This window comes from Pseudobdellovibrionaceae bacterium (assembly GCA_023898385.1).
Classification (GTDB): domain Bacteria; phylum Bdellovibrionota; class Bdellovibrionia; order Bdellovibrionales; family UBA1609.
Window position 1 is genome coordinate 2,116,587 of the sequence record CP060220.1, and the last position, 18,801, is coordinate 2,135,387.

An 18,801-nucleotide genomic window follows, 5' to 3' on the forward strand; every position below is an offset into this window, starting at 1 on the left:
ATATAGGGCTAGATTTATTGGGGGCAGGCGCAGGGGCGGTGATTAGACTTCTTCATCAAGATGTCTGTTCACTTCACCTGACTTATATGAACCAATGGCTTTTTTTGCTGCACGAACCTGACTGAGTTCACGAATGATGTTCGACTTTGCCTGTTCAATGAAAGAAAGAATCTGAAGATCCTGTTCAAGAATTCGAGAAACCACTTCGTTTTTGTAGTCTATGTTACTCAATATCTGCTTTTTAGCCACGTTGCTAACGAATTTGGGATCTACGGGAGCCGAACTTGACTCTTCAATTCTGCCATCAAGCTTTCCTATGATCTCGAGAATAGATTCTCGTTCTCCGTAAAACAACTCAAGTCCATCAAAGTTGCCATCAGCAAACTTTAAAATTTCTGACTCATTTAGCCTATAGAACTTTTCTAGAAATCTATTCTTCTCTTCTAATAAGTCTATGATTTGCTCCATGTCCCCTCCCTGGCGCAATTTCTAAAGCTTTCCCTGCTTCTTAAGTTGTTCTATGGCTTGTAGCCACCCATCATACAAAGTCTCTAAAATCCTAAGTGTGTTATTCAAATGCTCGATATTGCCTGAAACATTGGCCTTAGTGAGCTGGTCAGTCATATAAAAGTAGAGTTGCTCAAGTTGATGGGATACGTCGGCACCCACCTCATGGTTTAGGGTATTGTTGAGCTCCATAATAATATCAAAAGCCCGGCCCACATTTTCACCACGGGCGGCAATATCGTTTGTTTCAATCGCCACGATGGCACGTTTAACAAACTTGATAGCCCCTTCGTACATCATCAGCAGCAGTTTTTCGCGGCTGGCACTATGTACTGAGGTTTTTTTATACTTTTGATATCCGGTTTTCATTTCTACTTTTTTGCTCCTAAATCATCCACCCGTGTTTTATCGGATTATTTTGTATCAACTTGAGACTTTTTTATCTTCCTATACCTACGTTGGGTGCTGCAGCACCTCCCAGTGCCGCCATCGCTCCCCCCTGGCTTTTCAGCCTGGACATTGTCTCTTCAAGACGTGCAAATTTGTTACGTAGTGTTTGCTCTTTTTTCGCCAACTGGTCTTCTTTTCTCGCGATTTGATCGTCCATCCTGGATATTCGATCCCGCATAGAACGCTGGCGACTCGGTATCGGACCAAAAGCCCCATTCAGCAATGTATCTAACTCGCGCCTGAGAGATGGGATGAATCCCACATTGAATCCATCACCGGCGAAAAAATTAACCACATCATCTGGTCTTTGCGAAAGAGTGTTGTTAAACCGCTCTTCATTGAGATCGAGGGTTCCTGATCTGTTGAAACTCACTCCGAGATCACCCAAGCGTCGTATGCTGCCAGAAATTCCCACTTGGGGGTTTTGCACAAGACTTCGAATTCGACTTTCTACCGATCTAAGCAGACTGTCACCACCCAGAGTTTTTGTTGTGTCGGTGTTGCCATCCATTCGGTTTTGCGACTGAATGAACTGAAGGACTTCATTCAGACCCTTTACGAAATCTTTGACCTTTGAGTTTACCTTTTCTCGATCTTCGCTCACCGAAATGTTAACCATTCGGCCAGGGGCTGCTTGCCTTAAATCGAGGGTCACTCCAGGAACCACATCTTTGACTTTGTTATCTGTGACTTCAAGCTCAAACCCGTCTACTTTAATTCGACCGTTTTTAGCCTCCCGAGACTCGTCAAAGTAAAGGTCTTGATCTCCATCTAAAAAATAAAGGGCCGGATAACTCACCTTATTTTCGTCGCCCACAGCGTCTCCGGAAATCATTAAACGAAACGGAGCGTCTGGGTCTCTGCGATCATTGATCACTGTGGCTCGCAAACCAACATTGGCCGTGTTGATGGCCTCCGCGGCCCCCTCAAGCGTGTTGTTATTTCCGTTGATATAGACTTCTTTTGATCCATCTTTCGTATCAAACTTGAAATAACCTACGCCAATTTCGGTGGTGTCTTTATCTGGAAACCCATTTGTAATGGCCGCAGACTTTTGGGCGAGCTCTAGAACTTCAATGTTCCAGCTGCCGTTTACGGAAGCCCCAGGATCCACTGTGCCTCCCACAATATTTGGATCCCCTGACTGAAGCTTAATATCATTAAATCCCCTGCGGGATGCCAGATCTCCAATTGTGGATTGAATTCCACGCAGTTTTTCTTCTAGGCCGTTCACTAGGGTCAACTTGGTTTCTATTTTTGTTTTGCGGACTTCGATATTTCGAATAGGCTGGCGTTCAGCATCGATGAGTTGTTCCACAATGTTTGGCGGTAAGCCTGAACTTAAACCACCAAAAGAAATTCCAGCCACCAAAGTCCTCCTGACAAGGGTGAATTGACTGATAACCAAGCCAACTGTGTCTTCTCTTATCTTCGCAGTTTTTTGGGTAAACGGTGAGTCAATAATATGGCTTCGACTTTTGGACCCCGCAAAAGGTAGGGTCAAAATCACAACTGATGGGCCTGCAAAGGCGAATGGGAGCTTCTTTTGACTGCTGATTCGCCCCAAAACAGTGAAAACCATTGTTTTGGCACGGGCTTGCTTCATATTGCACCCTGCAGCCTTTGGTTTGGCGTCTTTGGCCTGAAAGGCGCCCTATTTAAAAACCTTATTTTAAGGGCGAAACGGCCAACTGATTTTTGTTGATTTAAGTTTTGGATTTATGTAGTCGCAACTGGATTTACGTAGCTAATTATTCACAATACCACCCACCCCATTGGAAGGCCATTGAGAGACCATCAATCCAACACCGAAATTTTTAGATTCTGCCTGGGCTCTTTTACTGAATTAGTATTTTTTCGTGTCAACAGACGGCTCTTCTTGTTGACCAAATCTTTGATTCTGGCATGCTTGGGAGTGACTCTCGGAGCCCTTGGTGGATTCACTGCGGAAGCCGCCCATGCTGAACCCTCCAAAGTGGTTATTGGCGCTTATATTCACGACATTCAAAATATGGACTTGAAAGCTCACAATTACGTCGTGGATTTCTATTTATGGTTTCGCTGGCGTGACCCCAAGATTAACCCCGCAAATACTTTTGAACTGATGAATCCCTCTGAAGCGGCCTGGGGACACCTTATTTCCAAGGCTTACGAAAATCCTATTACTCTCTCAAGTGGTGAATTTTACAATGCCGTTCGCCTGCAAGGTCGATTTTCGAATAAATTTAATCTTCGAAACTATCCGTTTGATCGACAGGCACTTACCATTGAAATTGAAGACAAAGACTCAGAGGCTAGCGATATTCTCTATGTTGCAGACGCAGAGGATGAAATCAAGATGAATCCCACTGTGACATTTCCAGGATTTGAACTTGGCGCACCTAAACTGTCGGTTCGAACCCAATCTCATCCCACAGCTTTTGGAGGAGACCCTAGGGCTCAGATCAAACAAAGCGAATACACCCGAGCAAAAATTGAGATCCCCATCCGCCGGCCCATTTTGACTTACCTTCTCAAGCTTGTGTTGCCTATCTTATGCGTTGTTTTCTGCGCTGGACTGATCTTCTTCTTTGATCCCTCTTATGTGGATTCGCGCGTGGGTATTGGCATTACATCGCTCCTCACTATCGTGGCGCTTCAAATAACAACAAGCAATGACCTTCCTGAAATTGAATATCTCATACTGATGGATAAGATTTATTTATTGAGTTATGTTTTCGTCGTCTCCACTCTTGGCATTGTGGTGCATGACTCATGGGCCTACATGACCAACGCTCATAATGTGAAAAAAATTATCCGAACAGATCGAAGAAGCGCGTTTGTGTTGGTTTTCGTTTATTTAGTGACTCTTGGGCTGTTACTTTTTAACGCATTTAGATAAATTATTACGCCAAAAGGCTTCTTCTAGTTTCATGGCATGTCGAGCATTTGAATAAACGAAAGCAACTAGATGGCTTTGTTTAAAAGTGAACCCGGCGCATTTTCTACAGTTCGTTGCTGCATTAATATGCTGAGTTCTATTTCTGATATCCTTCTCACAATATGACCAGCAGCATCTTCTACAATCACCACTTTCATATTGTTTGTGTCTACGACCCTTAGTGAAAGCGAACTCGACTTAACGCCAGGCAGATTTTTGAGATACTCAATCATCTCAACGAACTCTTCTTCGCTCAGTCGACGACCCTCCGGTTGATTTTCACGTTCTTTGCGACCATTGCCGTCGCGATCGCGAAAACTCTCCTGGGTCTTCACTTCTTTTGTCGTAGCCGTTTGAGTGGCAGAATCCACCGCGGCCACTGTTGGCGTTAGTGACTTTATATTCATAACGCCTCTTATTCGGAACTACTGACGTACTGCTTTAACAAGAATTCGAAATCCCGCCTAAAGTACCCCAAGGGGAGATACTCCCCTTGGGTAGGCCGGGTACAAGAGAGGGAGGAGGCTCCCTCTCCATAAGACGATTAAAAGTATGTGCTGGTTTCAGCAATTACCATTTACCCAATAAGTCTCAATGCCGCTTGTGGGAACTGGTTTGCCTGGGCCAACACGCCTACAGAAGCATTCAACAAGATGTTGTTTCTTGTTAGCTCTGCAGAAGACTGGGCGATATCAGTATCGCGAACTCGAGAGTTAGCTGCCGAGAAATTCTCAATAGCCACACCTAAGTTTTCAGCCGTAGAAACGAGTCGGTTTTGAATGGCACCTAAGTTGGCTCGATAGCCGTTCACAGTCCGTTGTGAGTTCTCAAGTGTAGTGAGTGCGTCCCTTGCACCTTCTTTTGATGTAAAATCAAAATCTGATATATTAAGTTCATCTGCCGTTGCGACTTGGGTTCCAGAGTCGAAAGAAATTCGGTCTTTGAATTCATCAGCATCTATTCCAACTTGGAACTCAAATACTTCTCCGGATCCATCTAATAGTCGTGTAGAGCCATAGCGAGTGGATTCAGCAATACGCTGAACTTCTTGTTTTAGCTGTTGCACTTCTTTATCGATAAAAGTCCTCTCTACATCACCTACCGTATCAGTAGCTGCTTGCACACCCAACTCACGTAAACGCGTTAGGATGTTACTGATCTCATTGAGACCTCCTTCAGCAACTTGCACCAAGGAAATACCATCGCCAGCATTTCTCTGCGCTTGGGTGAACCCACGAATTGTGGATTTGAGGTTTTCACTGATCGAAAGACCAGCAGCATCGTCGGCTGCTTTTGTAATTCGACTGCCCGATGACAACTGGGCGAAACTTTTATCTACGGCTCGTTGACTACGGGCCAAAGTGTTTTGGGCGTTCAATGACGCAACGTTTGTGGTAACTCGTAATGGCATAACTGCCTCCTTTTTTGTGCGCGTCCGTTCACTTCTCAGCAGGTACCCTGTCCTACCTGGGTACCCACTGAGCGCGCCATTCTTGGCACTTGGGTTGAACACATTGGAGCAGAACTTTGATGTCTTCTAAGCTTCAATCAACCGCTGTGGTTAGCAGTCACTCTAACCACTGGTCTAAACTCTTAAGACCTAAGAACTGCCTGACTTGCACCAAACCATTCGGCGAGGTCGTGTAAAGCTTTAGCCCAGTCGAGCAAAACTGGACCATGGTCGCAGGGTTTCTGGACCTTGGTTTTGCTTTTTAAGACCAAAAACGAGTATTTTTGTGGCTTAGGTCATGGGTTAGACCATGGGGCATTAGACTATGGAATGACAGACGATGGGACATCAGACCAACTGCTGGACGACAATAATAGATGGGCCCACACCCTCACATCAAAATGATTGGCAGTGATAATTGAATTTTTACAATGAATATTTGATGTCATAAGGACGACCTTGCGTCCTCGACCTTTGACCTGTAAACCGAAGGCGAACAAAGTCACTATTTAAGATAGGTGGTAGTCTATGAAACAAATCGTAATCGCCCACCGGGCGGGCGCCCAGGTTTTTGATTATCTTGGAAATAACAAGTTTGAATTGGTCTCCGACCATCCCAATCCGTTAGGACGCCTCAAGAATAAATCAATGACCGACGATCAGCCAGGGTTGAGTCGCGCCAAATCAATGACTGCCTCTCCGCACAGCCTGAGCAAAGAAAAAAGCAAACACGATGAGGCAGCAGAACAGTTTGCCATTGATCTTGCGAAAACCTTGGAATCTAACCTCAAAGGCAATTCGAAACTTAACTATCTAATTGTGGCAGAACCTGGTTTTATGGGTGAGCTTAAAAAGAATCTAGAAACACCAGCCCTTGAGGATCAACTGCAATATACCAACAAAGATTTGGTGAATACGCCACAAATTGAGTGGGCAAAAATACTCGGGCTTTAGTAAACATTTAAATAGCGAGGCTCTAGAGGCAAGATCGCAGCCGATGACTTTAAAAAAATTGAGCTTATCGGTTTTTCATAAAAAAAACCCTGGAGGAATGTGGGAAGACCTCCAGGGCGGGCTTAAGAAGCGATTGTCGGCAATTCTCATCGCCAATGGGCTAAACAACCGCCAATTATTTGATCTATAAAAAATTTCTCAAGGTGAAATCTATAGCGACACAGTGGGTGTCGCTATAGATTGTCGTTTTCGATTAACCAATTAACTTCAGTGCAGAAACTCCATTGGAGTTTGCGCTTGATAGTACAGAGATGGCTGCGTTTTGCAAAATCGTAGCAGAAGCCAGCTCGGCACTTTCATAGGCGATATCTGCATCAGCAATTCGCGATTGGGCAGCCGACAAGTTTTCATTTTGAATGCCCAAGTTTGCGTTGGTCACATTCAAACGACTTTGTACAGCACCCATGTCGGCACGCATTTTACCAAGCTTAATGATGGCATCATCAACTTGCTCTAAAGCATCCCGACTGTCGTCTTTTGAAGCTATGGTTAAACCATCTACACCTAATGTGCTGGCTCGCGCATCAGCATCAAGGTTAGCCGTGATCACGTTTTCATCTCCGCCGTAGGCACCTACGTGGAATTCAACTTCTCCACCACTTCCATCAAGTAGGACTTTGTTACCAAAGCGTGTGGATTGCGCAATACGGTCTAATTCTTTGATCAGTTGCTTTCCTTCTGTGTCTAGAAACTCTCGCTCAACGTCACTCACAGTGTCGCTGGCACCTTGTACACCCAATTCACGTAAACGAATAAGGATGTTACTAATTTCGTTCAATCCACCTTCACTGATTTGAATTACAGATTGAGCGTTCATCGCGTTTTGTGCGGCCATTCGAATACCGCGAACCTGACCGCGAATGTTTTCTGAAATTGACAATCCGGCTGCATCATCCGCTGCTTGAATGATTCTCTTACCAGATGCCATAGCGGCTTGAGCATGCTCTAAGCGCTTTTGGTTTTGTGACAACCGTCGATGTGCGTTGATCGTCGGTAGGTTTGTATTGATTCTTAAGCCCATGGTAGCCTCCAACAGACTCCGGCCGTTCCTCGGCATTTCAATCCAACACCGCCCACCGCAAAATGATTCTGTTGAAACTCTTGAATCATCTTGGCAGCAATGCCATGTCGAAAAGGACAATCCTTGTCGAAGTTAGTATTCTTTTGTTTGTTTGGAGACTCCCCACCGCAAAGGGGTGACTGTCCCTTTGTCGATGAAGAACTTGATTGGCTTCATTCAGTGACTGCTGAAATGAATTCTTTCAAGGTGCTCCAATGTGTTCAGACAGCTCATCGACGAAGGTCCAGAAAACTTTAGGGCTTAGGTCTAGGTTTTTTTCGACAGATTGCGTCTAGTGTTTGATTTAAATCAAAGAATTGTAAAAAATTTTTTTTACATTTTTAAAAGTGGTGTCTCGTTATGAAACAAAAAGCCCCCAAAAGGTGTCAATTTCCCCTTGGAGGCCCGCCCGCCCTGGTTAAATGGCCACAAGCCGCAACACAGAAGTTGCCGATTGATTGGCCTGAGCTAGAGCCATAAGCCCTGACTCTTGCAAGATTTTGGAATGAGTTAAGCGCGACACCTCTTCAGCCACGTCTGCATCTGTGATCAATGAGTGGGCCTCCATAAGGTTCTCTCGCTGCACATCCAAGTTATCTATTAGATATTGAAATCGACTTTGTACGGCCCCCAACTTTGATCTAGCCCCCGCCACCTTGAGCACAGCTTTGTCTATATCTTCCATGGCATCAAGAGCGTCGTCTTGATCGCTGATTTTTAGCCCCTGAATTCCCACCTCCCCCGAGGTGGTATCTGCATCAAGCGTGAATTCCACTATGTTTTCATCACCTCTAAAAGGGCCCACATGAAAGGAAAACTCCTCGTTGGACCCGGTTAGTAGCTGTTTATTTCCAAATCGGGTGGATTTGGCAATCCGATCAAACTCGCTCACTAACTGTTGGAACTCCACTTCTAAAAAGCCCCGCTCCTCGTCACCGACGGTATCGCTGGCCGAGTTCACCGCCAGCTCACGAAGTCTTATCAATATATTGTTCTGCTCGTTCAACCCCCCTTCGGCTGTTTGCACGAGCGCCGTGGCACTTTGAGCATTGAACTTGGCCTGCTCGGTGCCACTCAACTGACCTCGCAGCCTCTCGCTAATCGCAAACCCGGCCGCATCATCCCTGGCATTATTAATTCGAGAGCCCGAGGCCAAGGCCTTTAGGGCTCCCTCCATTTCTCTAGAAGATTTTTCTATGAATCGACGTGACCCGGCTGTGGCCACATCAGAATTGAGTCGCAAAGACATGGAGACACCCCTCCCGTTTGGTCCCAGATCCCACTCCAGGACGGCTAGAAAAAGTGCCCATTGGCGATTTCATTTCAGCAGTCACAGCACCTATCGGTGCATCGCGTTAAAACTTTAGGGTTTTTTATTGCGTTGCATTATTATTTTATAACTCACTGTATTTATTGATGAATTTAATCAGCCAAAACCCTACAGCGGTCTCCCTATGAGAAATGGAGGACGGGAAAAGTCGCACTGCCCTTGGCCCTCGAGGGTCATTTCAACGATTTTATAGGCTCCGGGGGTCACGGTGGATAAAGCCAGAGTGCCCGTGGATTGGGTAGACAGCGGCCAATACTTTTCGCCCACTGCTTTTGATGATCCCAGTGATTTCAGCAACATGATTTCTTTTCTCAGTCCATCCGGAAGCGTTCCTATGAGTGCTAGGCGAGACCCCTCTTTGCTGCAGCTCACATCAGATACTAGAGCGATGGGCTGCCATTTCTGTCCATTTTCAACTTGGTAAACACTTTTATTGGGCAAACTCACGTCGTCCCATGGCTTTTTTTCTTTTTTTGATTGAGATGAAAAATCAAAACTCATTGTGATTTGACTCTGAGGTTCTGGCAATGGCATGGCCTGCAATTTGTTTTTTTGCACATACATAGCCACTGTATTTAACAACTGAACATCTTTTGTGGTTTTTTGAGTGCCCTCTGTGATGGCACTTTCTACTTGATCAAACAAAATTTTCAGCGCCACTTTATTGTGAGCAACAACAGTCTTTCCCTTTGTTTGAATTTTCCAATCTGTTAAAAGGGGGCGAGTCACGTCGTTAGAGTTTTTCTCCTGACTCGCGAGAGCGGCACGCAATTTAGTTTCAGCTCCGGCGGCACCGCCAGGAGAAGAAAATTCTGCCTGGAGTTCACCTGATAGAGAATTGTTGATTTCAAGTGCAAACCCTAAAGCCCTAAGGTCGCCTATAAACATGGCCGCCATAGCCGACATCCCTTGAGGAAGAGACGCTAAAACACTTTGAACATCCAAGCTAATCCAAAGCTGTTTGCCCAGTCCATGTTCGCGAAAACGGTCTGCTAGCGTTGATGATTCCCCACTGGCGTAAGACATCACCATATCTGAGAAGGTTTCTTCATCAAGTGCCAAAATGAACTGTTGTTGTCCCACCAAAGACATATAAAAGGGCACACCCTCAACCCCACTGTGCGTGGCCTTGATTGCTGGCAAGCCGCCAATGAGGGTTCGTTCTAATGTTAATTCATTTAAAAATTTCTTTAGTTCATCTATTTTTTTTTGAGCTTCCGGCTCATTGGCAAATCGCTGTTCGGCAAAAAACACTAGTGAATCCACTAGCTGTTGGCCACCTAGCCAAATAAACCGGCCGTCTAAGGGAGCCGGCAATCTCACTGACGCAAATATGCTCAGCGCGCTGAAGAGTTGTTTGGGATCTTTCTTTAGATTTTGCGCATCAATTTTTGCACCCTGTTTTAATCCAATTCCAACAAAAAAACTTCCCGATACAGCTGACAAATTTTCTTTCATGGACTGAATCAAAGCGACAAACTTAGATAGATCATCTTTTGAAAAATCTTTTGCCGAAGACAATGGAACGAGCTGACTATAAAGTTGATTTTTCTTCTGCTGCCAATCCATTAGCTCTGTGAATTTTGGTGTCAATTTTGATGATTGATCAAATATATTTTCAATAACATTTTGAGGAGGCGCTTCACCGCTCACAATCAGAGCTGGCGTTGTATTTTTTGGCAAAATATCAATGGCCTCTGGCGGAGATATAAGCCGAAACTCACTCAACAAAAATCGGCCCATGGCTTGTCCCGCCGGGTGAAAAAAACAAAAACCAGCGACACCCAGGAGAACAACCAGAGAAACTAGCAGAATGGGAGAAATACGGCCTCTTTTTTTCATACGATCCCCTTCAAGATATTGAGGTGAGCCATTATTGTTTCTATATTGAGTTATCATAGGGACAAATGTCCATGAGGAATATCACTCGCGCTTTGATAACATCGTGCAATCACGCCCCCTACTCCCGTTTGTCCACGGCCCGACCTTCGCCAAGTCATGGTCATTTACCGGCGCTGATTGATAACACCGTTTGATTACAAAACTAAAGTAAGAAGTGTAAATCACCGATAACTTTGGTGTGAAACCAACAAAATAAGGGGTTTTAATATGCTGCTCCAGGGAATTTTGGCGATCCTTCTGACGACCATAGCAGTGACAGTGGCATTTGCCGATGACAATAATTATGTTGTACTTGGAGTTCGACAGACGCCGTATTTTTCGACAAAGCTCTCTCTTGATGGTGTGGAGATTTCAACTTTTGAATCCACCCCAAATATTCAACAAATTCAATCCGAGCTTGAGCGCCAACCGCTGACAACGGCCACTAAAATTACTATCTGCTATCTTCACAGCACACAAGCGCCCAGTGCCATACCCAATTCAAAGAACTTAGCCACTCTTTCGATAAAGGAGCCCTCGTCAGGACATCTTGTGCTTCACAGTGCCGCTCCCTCGGGAACCCAGTTTTCTGCAGGTAGCGAAACCTGTAAGGATCACTTTGTTCATACTTCTGAAACAGGTTTATTGGTCACTCGATTGAATCCGGTCCCTTCAGACCCTTCCCCCACAGCACCACCAGTCAACATCATACCGCCGCCAGATTCGACCACAGCCCAAAGCTCAGCCAACCCCGTGGCTGAAAACAACACGGCTTTGCCTGCCGAGCCAGCAATTGAAAACACTCTTCAACGAGAACCGAGCCTCTCTGACGGTTTTTCGCCAAGCCAAGGCGAAAACGAGTTGCCGGTCGCACAACCTAAAGATGACATACCCCCGCCGCCTCCGCTCTAAGAAAAACATCAAATGATCCAGTTCGATAGTTAGCTGAGGTCTCCTCACCTACTTAAATGGATAGTGTCCCTGTTGGATTTCTGTCACCTTACGACAAATGGAATCTACGGCAATATCAAATATCTTTCTGCCGTGTCCTTCGGAAGCTAGCCCCGGATTAGACGCCATTCGACCATCGGGAAAGTGTTTACGAAACTCTTTACCACTTAGTGGCCATGGATGATTCATTTTTTTAACTGTGAAATTTTCTTTAGGAATGGTGTGAAATGCTTCTGCGTTGGTGTACATTGTGACTGACACTTCACCCACCGTGGCATGAAATCCATTTTGATCACCAAAATGCTGGTCTTCATACTCACGCACCTCTGGTAAATGCCACCAATTGATCAGCATCAAGGCTGTTTGATCTTCCAAAGACTTTGATTCAGAAAAGGCTGTGGTCATGGGGGCGATGTTGCCTCCATGACCATTTACAAATAATATCTTTTCAAAACCATTCTGGCGAAGACTCCGAATCAAATCCACAATGACATTGACATAGGTTGATGGACGCAGGGACATCGTGCCGGGAAAAGCCAGGTGATGTTCAGCCATGCCAAAGCAAAGGGGTGGCGCCACCATCACCGCATGTCGATCACCCACAGCTTCAGCTATTTTTTGGGCCGTGACGTAGTCAGTGCCAAAGATTCCGGTGGGTCCATGTTGTTCGGTAGAGCCTACGGGCACAATAATCAACTGTTTTTCCTGTAGGTATTTTTCAACTTGCGGCCATGTGGAATTTTCTAATCTCATGATAGCCTCCGCGGCAATTTTGACTGGTTTTACCGCTGTCTTTGTAGGGACGCAAACATTCAAAGCTTCGGTAGACTTATTTGTTATTTGAAAATAACATCAAAGCATGTCAGATCCTGTAAAACCTCTTTTGAGCGCTTCAAATTTTCTGCAGTTTGCACGCCTTCTTACTGCCATTGAAAACTTCGGCCCGCGGTCGTTGCAATACGAAGTTTTGTTGAATCCTCAGAAAATGGCCTGCCGCATTGGTATCACGGGACCGCCGGGGGCCGGCAAATCCACGTTGGTTGGCGGCCTTATTCAATCTCTAAGAGCCCATAATCTTTCAGTGGGAGTGATCGCCGTTGACCCCTCTAGCCCATTTTCAAAGGGGGCGATTTTGGGGGATCGCATTCGTTATTCGGAACACTTCTCGGATGACAAGGTCTTTATTCGTTCATTGGGAACCCGGGGAAGTTTAGGCGGATTAAGCGCATCGGCTTATTTAATGTTGCGGGCATTTGACCATTATGGATTTGACGTCGTGCTTGTGGAAACAGTGGGCGTGGGGCAAACGGAACTAGAAGTGATTAACGTCGCCGACTTCACCACTGTGGTTCTCGTACCCGAATCAGGTGATTCTATTCAGGCCATGAAAGCCGGTCTCTTAGAAATTGCTGATTTGTATGTCGTTAACAAAGCCGACAGGCCAGGCGCTCAGAGTTTGGTCAATGAAATCAAAGCCAACCTCGAGTTAGGGGCAAATCACAATGCCACAGGCCTCACCCCATCAGTATTAACAACTGTGGCCACAGAAAACAAAGGCGTTGCCGATTTAGCTAGTCACTTTTTGAATGCTATGAAAACAGCAGATTTTAAAAAGAGGCGGCATTCACCAAGACGATTGCAAGCTGAAGCCACTGCTTTGTTGCGTGCAAATCTTGAAAATAAAATAGAACTATTGTCATCGAATATTCAAACCACTGAAGACCTAAAAAACCTATTACTCAGAGAGAACTAAATTGGCATCAAAATGGAAAAAGCTTCTTATTTTGTTGGTGGGACTTCTAGTGATGGCCCAGATGGCCTACATAGTGAACCAACGACTAAAAACCATGGATTGTATGTCTGAAGCTGATGGAAACTGCGAATAATTTATTCCTAAATTCGATTTGAATTCTATTATTACCTGTGAAGACTAATGCAACAGGGCCTATTTTAGCCACGCCTTAAGAGTATTAAAGCATGCAGGAGCCAGGACTTCTATTTGCTCTAGCTCGTGCCCTTTAAACTGCAACTAGGACCGGGGCGAAAATTGTCATTTTCTTAGTCTCATGTCCCAATCTTTAACTCATTGAAATCACTTCCTATTTTTAAGGGGGCCTGACCCCTGTCAGAATTCTAACAAGGGCGGGATTTCTGCACTTTTGGGGCTCCCGATTTTCTCTAATTATTCTCATTACTTACAACTTGGCACTGGCGGCATGTTTCGTGCGTAGATGTATTGCAAAGGAGGGCACCTATGGGCCGCCACTGGAAAACCTATGCTACATTGATTGCGCTGCTTTTTGCGGCTGTCACTTATGTGGCTAAACAGGCCACAGATATGAATGGGCCGCGGTCTGCCCAAACCCTCTCCGTAGATGACCTTCGAACATTGGATGTTAGTGCGTACAGCCAATTTGACAACCCTGATACAGAAGAAGGTCGCATCAAAAAAGCCTTCCGCCGACATCTCAAAACCAACCATCTCAATCAAAAAGTGGCTGGGTTAAAACCTTTCAAACCCAAGACACGCAATCCCCTTAAAAAAGAGGCCGGCGAACATTCGTTCACCCACGATAAAGGGAAAAAAGCCTCCAAAGACAAAAAGAAAAAAGACAACAAAAAGAAAGACAAGAAAACAGCTAAGAAAAACAAAGAAGATGCAAACGAAGAAATTGTTGAAAATGAAGAAAATAAAAATTCTAAAAAGAAAGAAACTGAAGATTCAAATCCCCCCCAAAATGGATTGCAAGGGGCTTACGCCGGGTCTCCCCCCCTTCCCGGCCAAGCCCCCAATCCTAACTCTGAAATTCCTGAAGACTATGCCGCCTGGGAACAGCTGTTGTTAGTTTATCCTAGCCAAGAAAACACCAACCGTTTTATCGAGTATTACCTCGCTGGGATGATATCGGATGACATATACTTCAACCTAGTTAATGATATGACCACTGATGATCGCGAATCCGTGGTTGAAATGGGCATTACGGCGGCCGGCATGGTTCCGGCCTATCGCAGTTTTGTGATTTTAGCACACACCATTCATAGCTACGACCACGGAACGAAATTGCGCAGTTATGCTGATAGTTTCGTCGAAGGCTACCAATCTCTTTCTCACACAAAAGTTTTTGAACAGGTGTTTAAAGGCAACCAAGATTCTTTGATTGCACTTGAGCTGGCCTCTCGCCAAACTCTTCTAACAGCCAAACGACATCTAAAGGGCGACCAAAAGCTGGAAAGTCCTCAAAATCTGGCCGAGCGGTCTACGGCGAATGTTGAGGAAAATTTTAAACATCCAAATGGCAAATATTTTTCAGGTGTTGTGGCGCAGTTAAAAATTCTTAAAACTCATGAAAACAACAACATCAATGCTCTGGCTGAAGACACCCTGAATGAACTCCACACCTACCTGCAGTAGGTTTGGCCAAGAACCTAAGAGATTAGTGTAATTCCTTCGCTTTTTTTAAAAAGCAGTTGCCATAGACCTACGAAACTTCTAATTTCGCGCCCCTAATTGGGGTTTTTGAAAATGCATTTACGAATTGTCATTTTGTTGTCAGCGGTGTTTTTTTGCGCCGGCGCTGTGAGAGCCGAGGATTCTTCTCAGGCCAAGAATCGCATCCTCAATCGAGTAGAGAATGTTATTAAAGATTTTCAATTCAAAGTCTCTAATCATAAGGAAGTCAGCCGCACTACCTCGCCCATTGGCACACCGGAGGTACCTGAGCTCAACTTCAGTTCGGTGTCGTTGCAAGTTCTAAATAAAGACCAAGGCCAAATACAGATTTCGTTTTATGATGGCAGTGACCTGGTAAAATCACTAGAGTTAAAAGCCTCTCATATTTCAGCTGATGCAAACGAAGAGCTGGTCTCATTTGAGTTTGCGACATCTGAAATGAGCGTTTACCCTTATCAGTTTCTTCGGGTTTTTATGCGACGAACCTTTCTCTTGGATTTAGATCTCTCAAATCACTTGGCCTACTTCACTATTGAATACAATTTGCGAAGCGAACACCAGTGGAACCCCTTCCTGCAATCGACCCTTAAAGTGCGAACTTTCTTTGACAGCGAGTTCAAAACAGCACCGTCATGCAAAGTGACCTTACTTAATCATTGGCGATCGTCACACTGATCTCTGCAGCCACATATTGGGCTTATTGAGTCCAGGCACAACCGAAGCTTTTCGAAACCTATTCAATCAACAGTAAATTCCTGCTGCGAGTCCGTGAAATGGGCCACTCTCCCAGCAATGACACAGCGGCTCTTAGCTTGAAAGCCTGTACACTTTATCAGCATTTCAAGTCACAATCGTTTTATGAAAAACTATTTTCTTGGTTTTGTTTTGATTTTTGTTGGGTCCACCGCCTGGCCAATGGATTTGCCCACAAATATGACGATCAGTGACCTGCGCGAGGTCATTCGAATTGTCACCACGAACACCAGCACCAAGATATTGTCTAACCCCTATCCTCTAGGAGGGTATCCTGGCTTTGAGGTTGGGGTTTCGTTAGAAACCGTGGATGCCAGTGATTTAGCTAGCCTTGGCGCTGGTACAACCTCTACAGATCTAGAAATTCAGTTTCCTAAGATTTCTGTAGGCAAAGGCCTTTATAAAAATGTCGATATCTTTTTTCACTTTGCTCCATTGAGTGGCGGCCTTGACGTTAATGAGTTTGGCAGCCTACTTCGTTGGAGCTTCTATGAAACCCAACGCATCCCGATGAATATCTCTTTCGTGACCCACGGCAATCACATGAACTATGGCGATAAAATCCTTGGTACGACCTTGGGCATTGAAATGCTTCTCGCAGTGAACGTAAACAAGTTGGCTGTTTATTTTGGTGGCGGCCATTTGCAAACCACTGGGCAGGCCTCCGTGAGTCTTATGGAGCCTGCTATATCAGCCAACGAGCGCCAGCTCGTGGAAACGACCCTACAACAAATGCATACCTTTGTTGGACTGACTTTTCATCAAGACAATCTTTTTGTGGCCGCTCAACTTGATCGATATCCTGACCCTGTTTTTAGCGCTAAACTGGGGCTGCGCCTATAGTGGCCAAAACGGCTGCACTCGATATGAAAATGCCGATCACACTTTAGCAGATCGAATTCCCTAACAACGCTCAATGATTTTTGTCGTCGATCGCCCCTCGACAAACTGCAAAGATTTTACCGTGCCGCCATAAGACTGAACAAAAGGGGCTCCGACAATTTGATCGATGGACCAGTCGCCACCCTTTACTAGAACGTCTGGTTTTACCACATGAATCAACTGCTCAGGCGTGTCTTCGTCGAAAATAGAAACATAGTCCACACTAGATAATGCCAATAGAATCTCTGCGCGGTCTTGTTCATTTTGAATAGGTCGAGAGGAGCCCTTTAACCGCTTTACACTGGCATCAGAGTTTACCCCTACAAACAATAAATCACCTTGGGCTTTGGCTTCTTGCAGGTAGCGAACATGGCCCACATGCAGAATATCAAAACACCCGTTTGTAAAAACAAGTTTTTTGCCTGCACGTGGTGATGCCAAGACTTTTTTGATATTTTCTCTTGCAATGACTTGGCTCAAACTACCGTCGCTTTTTATAAAGTTGCAGGCCAGAGAGATACGAGGTGAGGTCGCGCCGAACTATAAACGATAATAAGGGCAACAACACCACACCTGTGGCCAACACCACTAGGCTTCGCCAAACCACCAACAATGGATAGTAAGCCTTTTTTACTTGTCTATCGTCACCCATTTGGAGATCAAAAGTCCATTCGGCCAAAGTTTTTCCGAAAAAGCTTCTTGAGATGACCACATAAATTTCAAGCACAGCCAAATACAATATGGCCATACTCAATTGCGTGGGTAGGTCCGTCTTAGCCGTGTCAAAAACAGCAAGCAGATCCACTTTTGTGACCAACAGTAAACTCAACAAAAAAACCATTGAGAACGCGAGGACGACCAGCGCATCCAGTGCTGCCGATGATAAGCTTGCTGGCTGCGGTCGCAAACGATAAGGCGGCTGATCAGAAGCCCCCCTTTGCGTCCCTGTGGAAGCCTTTGCCGGTTTGATTATGGCCGGCGGCGTTTGACGCACAAGTTCTGCTCCCACTCCCATATCTTTAATTTCAGGAGAAGGTGAACGAGAGGGTTCGATTTCGGGCTCAAAGGATACGGCCTTATTAATGTCTTTTCGCGGGAGAGGTTCGTAGATTTTCACGTCGTTTTGAGATTTTTTTCGTGCCGCAGACTCTTGTGCTCGTAAAGATTTTGGTGGCTCCAATGACGCCAGAAGTTCATCCAGAGCCGAGGTCGCTCGCCTGGCCTCATCCGCTAAAGCATCCTCACTAGGCGCCTGGGGTATGGACCGACCTGGTCCTTCGCGAAACAGGTCTGCCTTTTTAACATGATCATTGAGTTTCACTGCTTTTTTGTGAAATCCCAAACCCTCAGTAATGGGCTTCATTTCAAAATCATCAAATGAATCCACAACCCCTCCTCTATGACATCAGGTCGAATTCATACTTTATGACGCTCACTAGCGCCAAGCAAGCCGTTTCCACTCGCAACACCTGATCGCCCACAGTAACCGGGCGCAATCCATTTTCAGCAAACAGAGAAACCTCGTCCTCTGAAAACCCCCCTTCACTTCCCACAAATATCCAGATTTCACTGAGGTCGCTTTGACTCAGCTGCCGGAGAGCCGGCTTAATGCTCGTATCTGACAGCCCCTCATAGGCAAATAGACCCCCGCAGCGATGTCTCTGGTTAAATTCTTCTAACAATTTTGGGAGCGGCACAACCGGCATCACAGGCATTTTTTCACCACGCCCGGACTGTTGAGTGGCTCCCTTAACGATCTTATCCCATCGAGCCACTTTGCTGGCCGGGATCTTTTCAACTCGAGTCATAAAGCTCCGAGATGACACAAATGGTCTAAATTCGGCCACACCCAGCTCGACGGCCTTTTCAACGATGGTGTCCATAGTGGCAAAACGGGATAAGCTTACCGCCAAATAAATCCGAGGCAAAGGCAGCGGCGGAACCGATCGAGTCTCGAGAATTCGAGCTTTAGCGGTTTTTTTTGAAACTTCTAAAAGTTCAACCAGAAAGGCTTTGTGTTCTACCCCTAAAACTTCAAAGCGGTCTCCCACTTGATGTCTGCAAACATGGTGAATATGGTGAAAATCATCTCCTGTAATCAAAACCTCAGAGTCTTGAATACTTCCCGGCTCTAGAAAATACCGGCGCATGA

General features: G+C 45.4%; 19 protein-coding genes. 7 read left to right on the top strand and 12 right to left on the bottom strand.

Annotated elements, in window-relative coordinates; genetic code table 11:
* Positions 1 to 42 precede the first annotated feature (42 nt).
* The 3 genes from H6626_09505 to fliD all read right to left on the bottom strand — a co-directional run bounded on the left by H6626_09505 (position 43) and on the right by fliD (position 2,539).
* Positions 43 to 468, bottom strand: coding sequence for a hypothetical protein (locus H6626_09505; GenBank protein ID USN46451.1), 426 nt, complete (start codon positions 466 to 468; stop codon positions 43 to 45).
* A 21-nt stretch (positions 469 to 489) separates the two neighbouring features.
* Positions 490 to 876, bottom strand: coding sequence for a flagellar export chaperone FliS (gene fliS / locus H6626_09510; protein ID USN46452.1), 387 nt, complete (start codon positions 874 to 876; stop codon positions 490 to 492).
* 70 nt (positions 877 to 946) lie between these two features.
* Positions 947 to 2,539, bottom strand: a complete 1,593-nt coding sequence (gene fliD, locus H6626_09515; GenBank protein ID USN48993.1) for a flagellar filament capping protein FliD — start codon at positions 2,537 to 2,539, stop codon at positions 947 to 949.
* Positions 2,540 to 2,836: 297 nt separating this feature from the next.
* Between fliD and H6626_09520 the strand changes: the two genes are divergently transcribed.
* On the top strand, positions 2,837 to 3,838 hold the full coding sequence (locus tag H6626_09520) for a hypothetical protein (protein USN46453.1): 1,002 nt from the start codon (positions 2,837 to 2,839) through the stop codon (positions 3,836 to 3,838).
* A 65-nt stretch (positions 3,839 to 3,903) separates the two neighbouring features.
* On the opposite strand, the gene H6626_09525 is transcribed toward H6626_09520, so the two are convergent.
* Positions 3,904 to 4,284 (bottom strand): hypothetical protein, encoded by a 381-nt coding sequence (locus H6626_09525; GenBank protein USN46454.1) that lies wholly within the window; start codon positions 4,282 to 4,284, stop codon positions 3,904 to 3,906.
* A gap of 170 nt (positions 4,285 to 4,454) precedes the next feature.
* Complete coding sequence (locus tag H6626_09530; GenBank protein USN46455.1) at positions 4,455 to 5,288, bottom strand: flagellin FliC; 834 nt, start codon at positions 5,286 to 5,288, stop codon at positions 4,455 to 4,457.
* 567 nt (positions 5,289 to 5,855) lie between these two features.
* Between H6626_09530 and H6626_09535 the strand changes: the two genes are divergently transcribed.
* Complete coding sequence (locus H6626_09535; GenBank protein USN46456.1) at positions 5,856 to 6,281, top strand: host attachment protein; 426 nt, start codon at positions 5,856 to 5,858, stop codon at positions 6,279 to 6,281.
* Positions 6,282 to 6,534: 253 nt separating this feature from the next.
* On the opposite strand, the gene H6626_09540 is transcribed toward H6626_09535, so the two are convergent.
* The 3 genes from H6626_09540 to H6626_09550 form a co-directional block, all read right to left on the bottom strand.
* A complete protein-coding gene (locus H6626_09540) occupies positions 6,535 to 7,362 on the bottom strand; it encodes a flagellin FliC (GenBank protein ID USN46457.1) in 828 nt (275 codons plus the stop codon).
* Between the two features lie 457 nt (positions 7,363 to 7,819).
* Complete coding sequence (locus H6626_09545; GenBank protein USN46458.1) at positions 7,820 to 8,650, bottom strand: flagellin FliC; 831 nt, start codon at positions 8,648 to 8,650, stop codon at positions 7,820 to 7,822.
* A gap of 189 nt (positions 8,651 to 8,839) precedes the next feature.
* Positions 8,840 to 10,573, bottom strand: a complete 1,734-nt coding sequence (locus H6626_09550) for a hypothetical protein (protein ID USN46459.1) — start codon at positions 10,571 to 10,573, stop codon at positions 8,840 to 8,842.
* A 267-nt stretch (positions 10,574 to 10,840) separates the two neighbouring features.
* Between H6626_09550 and H6626_09555 the strand changes: the two genes are divergently transcribed.
* Complete coding sequence (locus tag H6626_09555; GenBank protein ID USN46460.1) at positions 10,841 to 11,524, top strand: hypothetical protein; 684 nt, start codon at positions 10,841 to 10,843, stop codon at positions 11,522 to 11,524.
* Positions 11,525 to 11,572: 48 nt separating this feature from the next.
* Here H6626_09555 and H6626_09560 read toward each other — a convergent pair whose 3' ends face one another.
* Positions 11,573 to 12,316 carry a creatininase family protein gene (locus H6626_09560; protein ID USN46461.1) on the bottom strand — a complete coding sequence of 248 codons (744 nt, stop codon included), beginning with the start codon at positions 12,314 to 12,316 and terminating at the stop codon, positions 11,573 to 11,575.
* 106 nt (positions 12,317 to 12,422) lie between these two features.
* Between H6626_09560 and meaB the strand changes: the two genes are divergently transcribed.
* From meaB to H6626_09580, 4 genes are all read left to right on the top strand, one after another.
* Positions 12,423 to 13,316, top strand: a complete 894-nt coding sequence (gene meaB, locus H6626_09565) for a methylmalonyl Co-A mutase-associated GTPase MeaB (GenBank protein USN46462.1) — start codon at positions 12,423 to 12,425, stop codon at positions 13,314 to 13,316.
* A 501-nt stretch (positions 13,317 to 13,817) separates the two neighbouring features.
* Positions 13,818 to 14,975, top strand: a complete 1,158-nt coding sequence (locus H6626_09570) for a hypothetical protein (protein USN46463.1) — start codon at positions 13,818 to 13,820, stop codon at positions 14,973 to 14,975.
* 111 nt (positions 14,976 to 15,086) lie between these two features.
* Entirely contained in the window at positions 15,087 to 15,689 is a 603-nt protein-coding gene (locus H6626_09575; GenBank protein ID USN46464.1) for a hypothetical protein, read from the top strand.
* A gap of 183 nt (positions 15,690 to 15,872) precedes the next feature.
* Positions 15,873 to 16,610, top strand: coding sequence for a hypothetical protein (locus H6626_09580; protein ID USN46465.1), 738 nt, complete (start codon positions 15,873 to 15,875; stop codon positions 16,608 to 16,610).
* Between the two features lie 60 nt (positions 16,611 to 16,670).
* Here H6626_09580 and rfaE2 read toward each other — a convergent pair whose 3' ends face one another.
* The 3 genes from rfaE2 to H6626_09595 are packed head-to-tail and all read right to left on the bottom strand — an operon-like array spanning position 16,671 to position 18,799.
* Positions 16,671 to 17,129 (bottom strand): D-glycero-beta-D-manno-heptose 1-phosphate adenylyltransferase, encoded by a 459-nt coding sequence (gene rfaE2 / locus H6626_09585; protein ID USN46466.1) that lies wholly within the window; start codon positions 17,127 to 17,129, stop codon positions 16,671 to 16,673.
* Position 17,130: 1 nt separating this feature from the next.
* Complete coding sequence (locus tag H6626_09590) at positions 17,131 to 18,036, bottom strand: hypothetical protein (protein USN46467.1); 906 nt, start codon at positions 18,034 to 18,036, stop codon at positions 17,131 to 17,133.
* A 10-nt stretch (positions 18,037 to 18,046) separates the two neighbouring features.
* Entirely contained in the window at positions 18,047 to 18,799 is a 753-nt protein-coding gene (locus H6626_09595; GenBank protein ID USN46468.1) for a 16S rRNA (uracil(1498)-N(3))-methyltransferase, read from the bottom strand.
* Positions 18,800 to 18,801 lie beyond the last annotated feature (2 nt).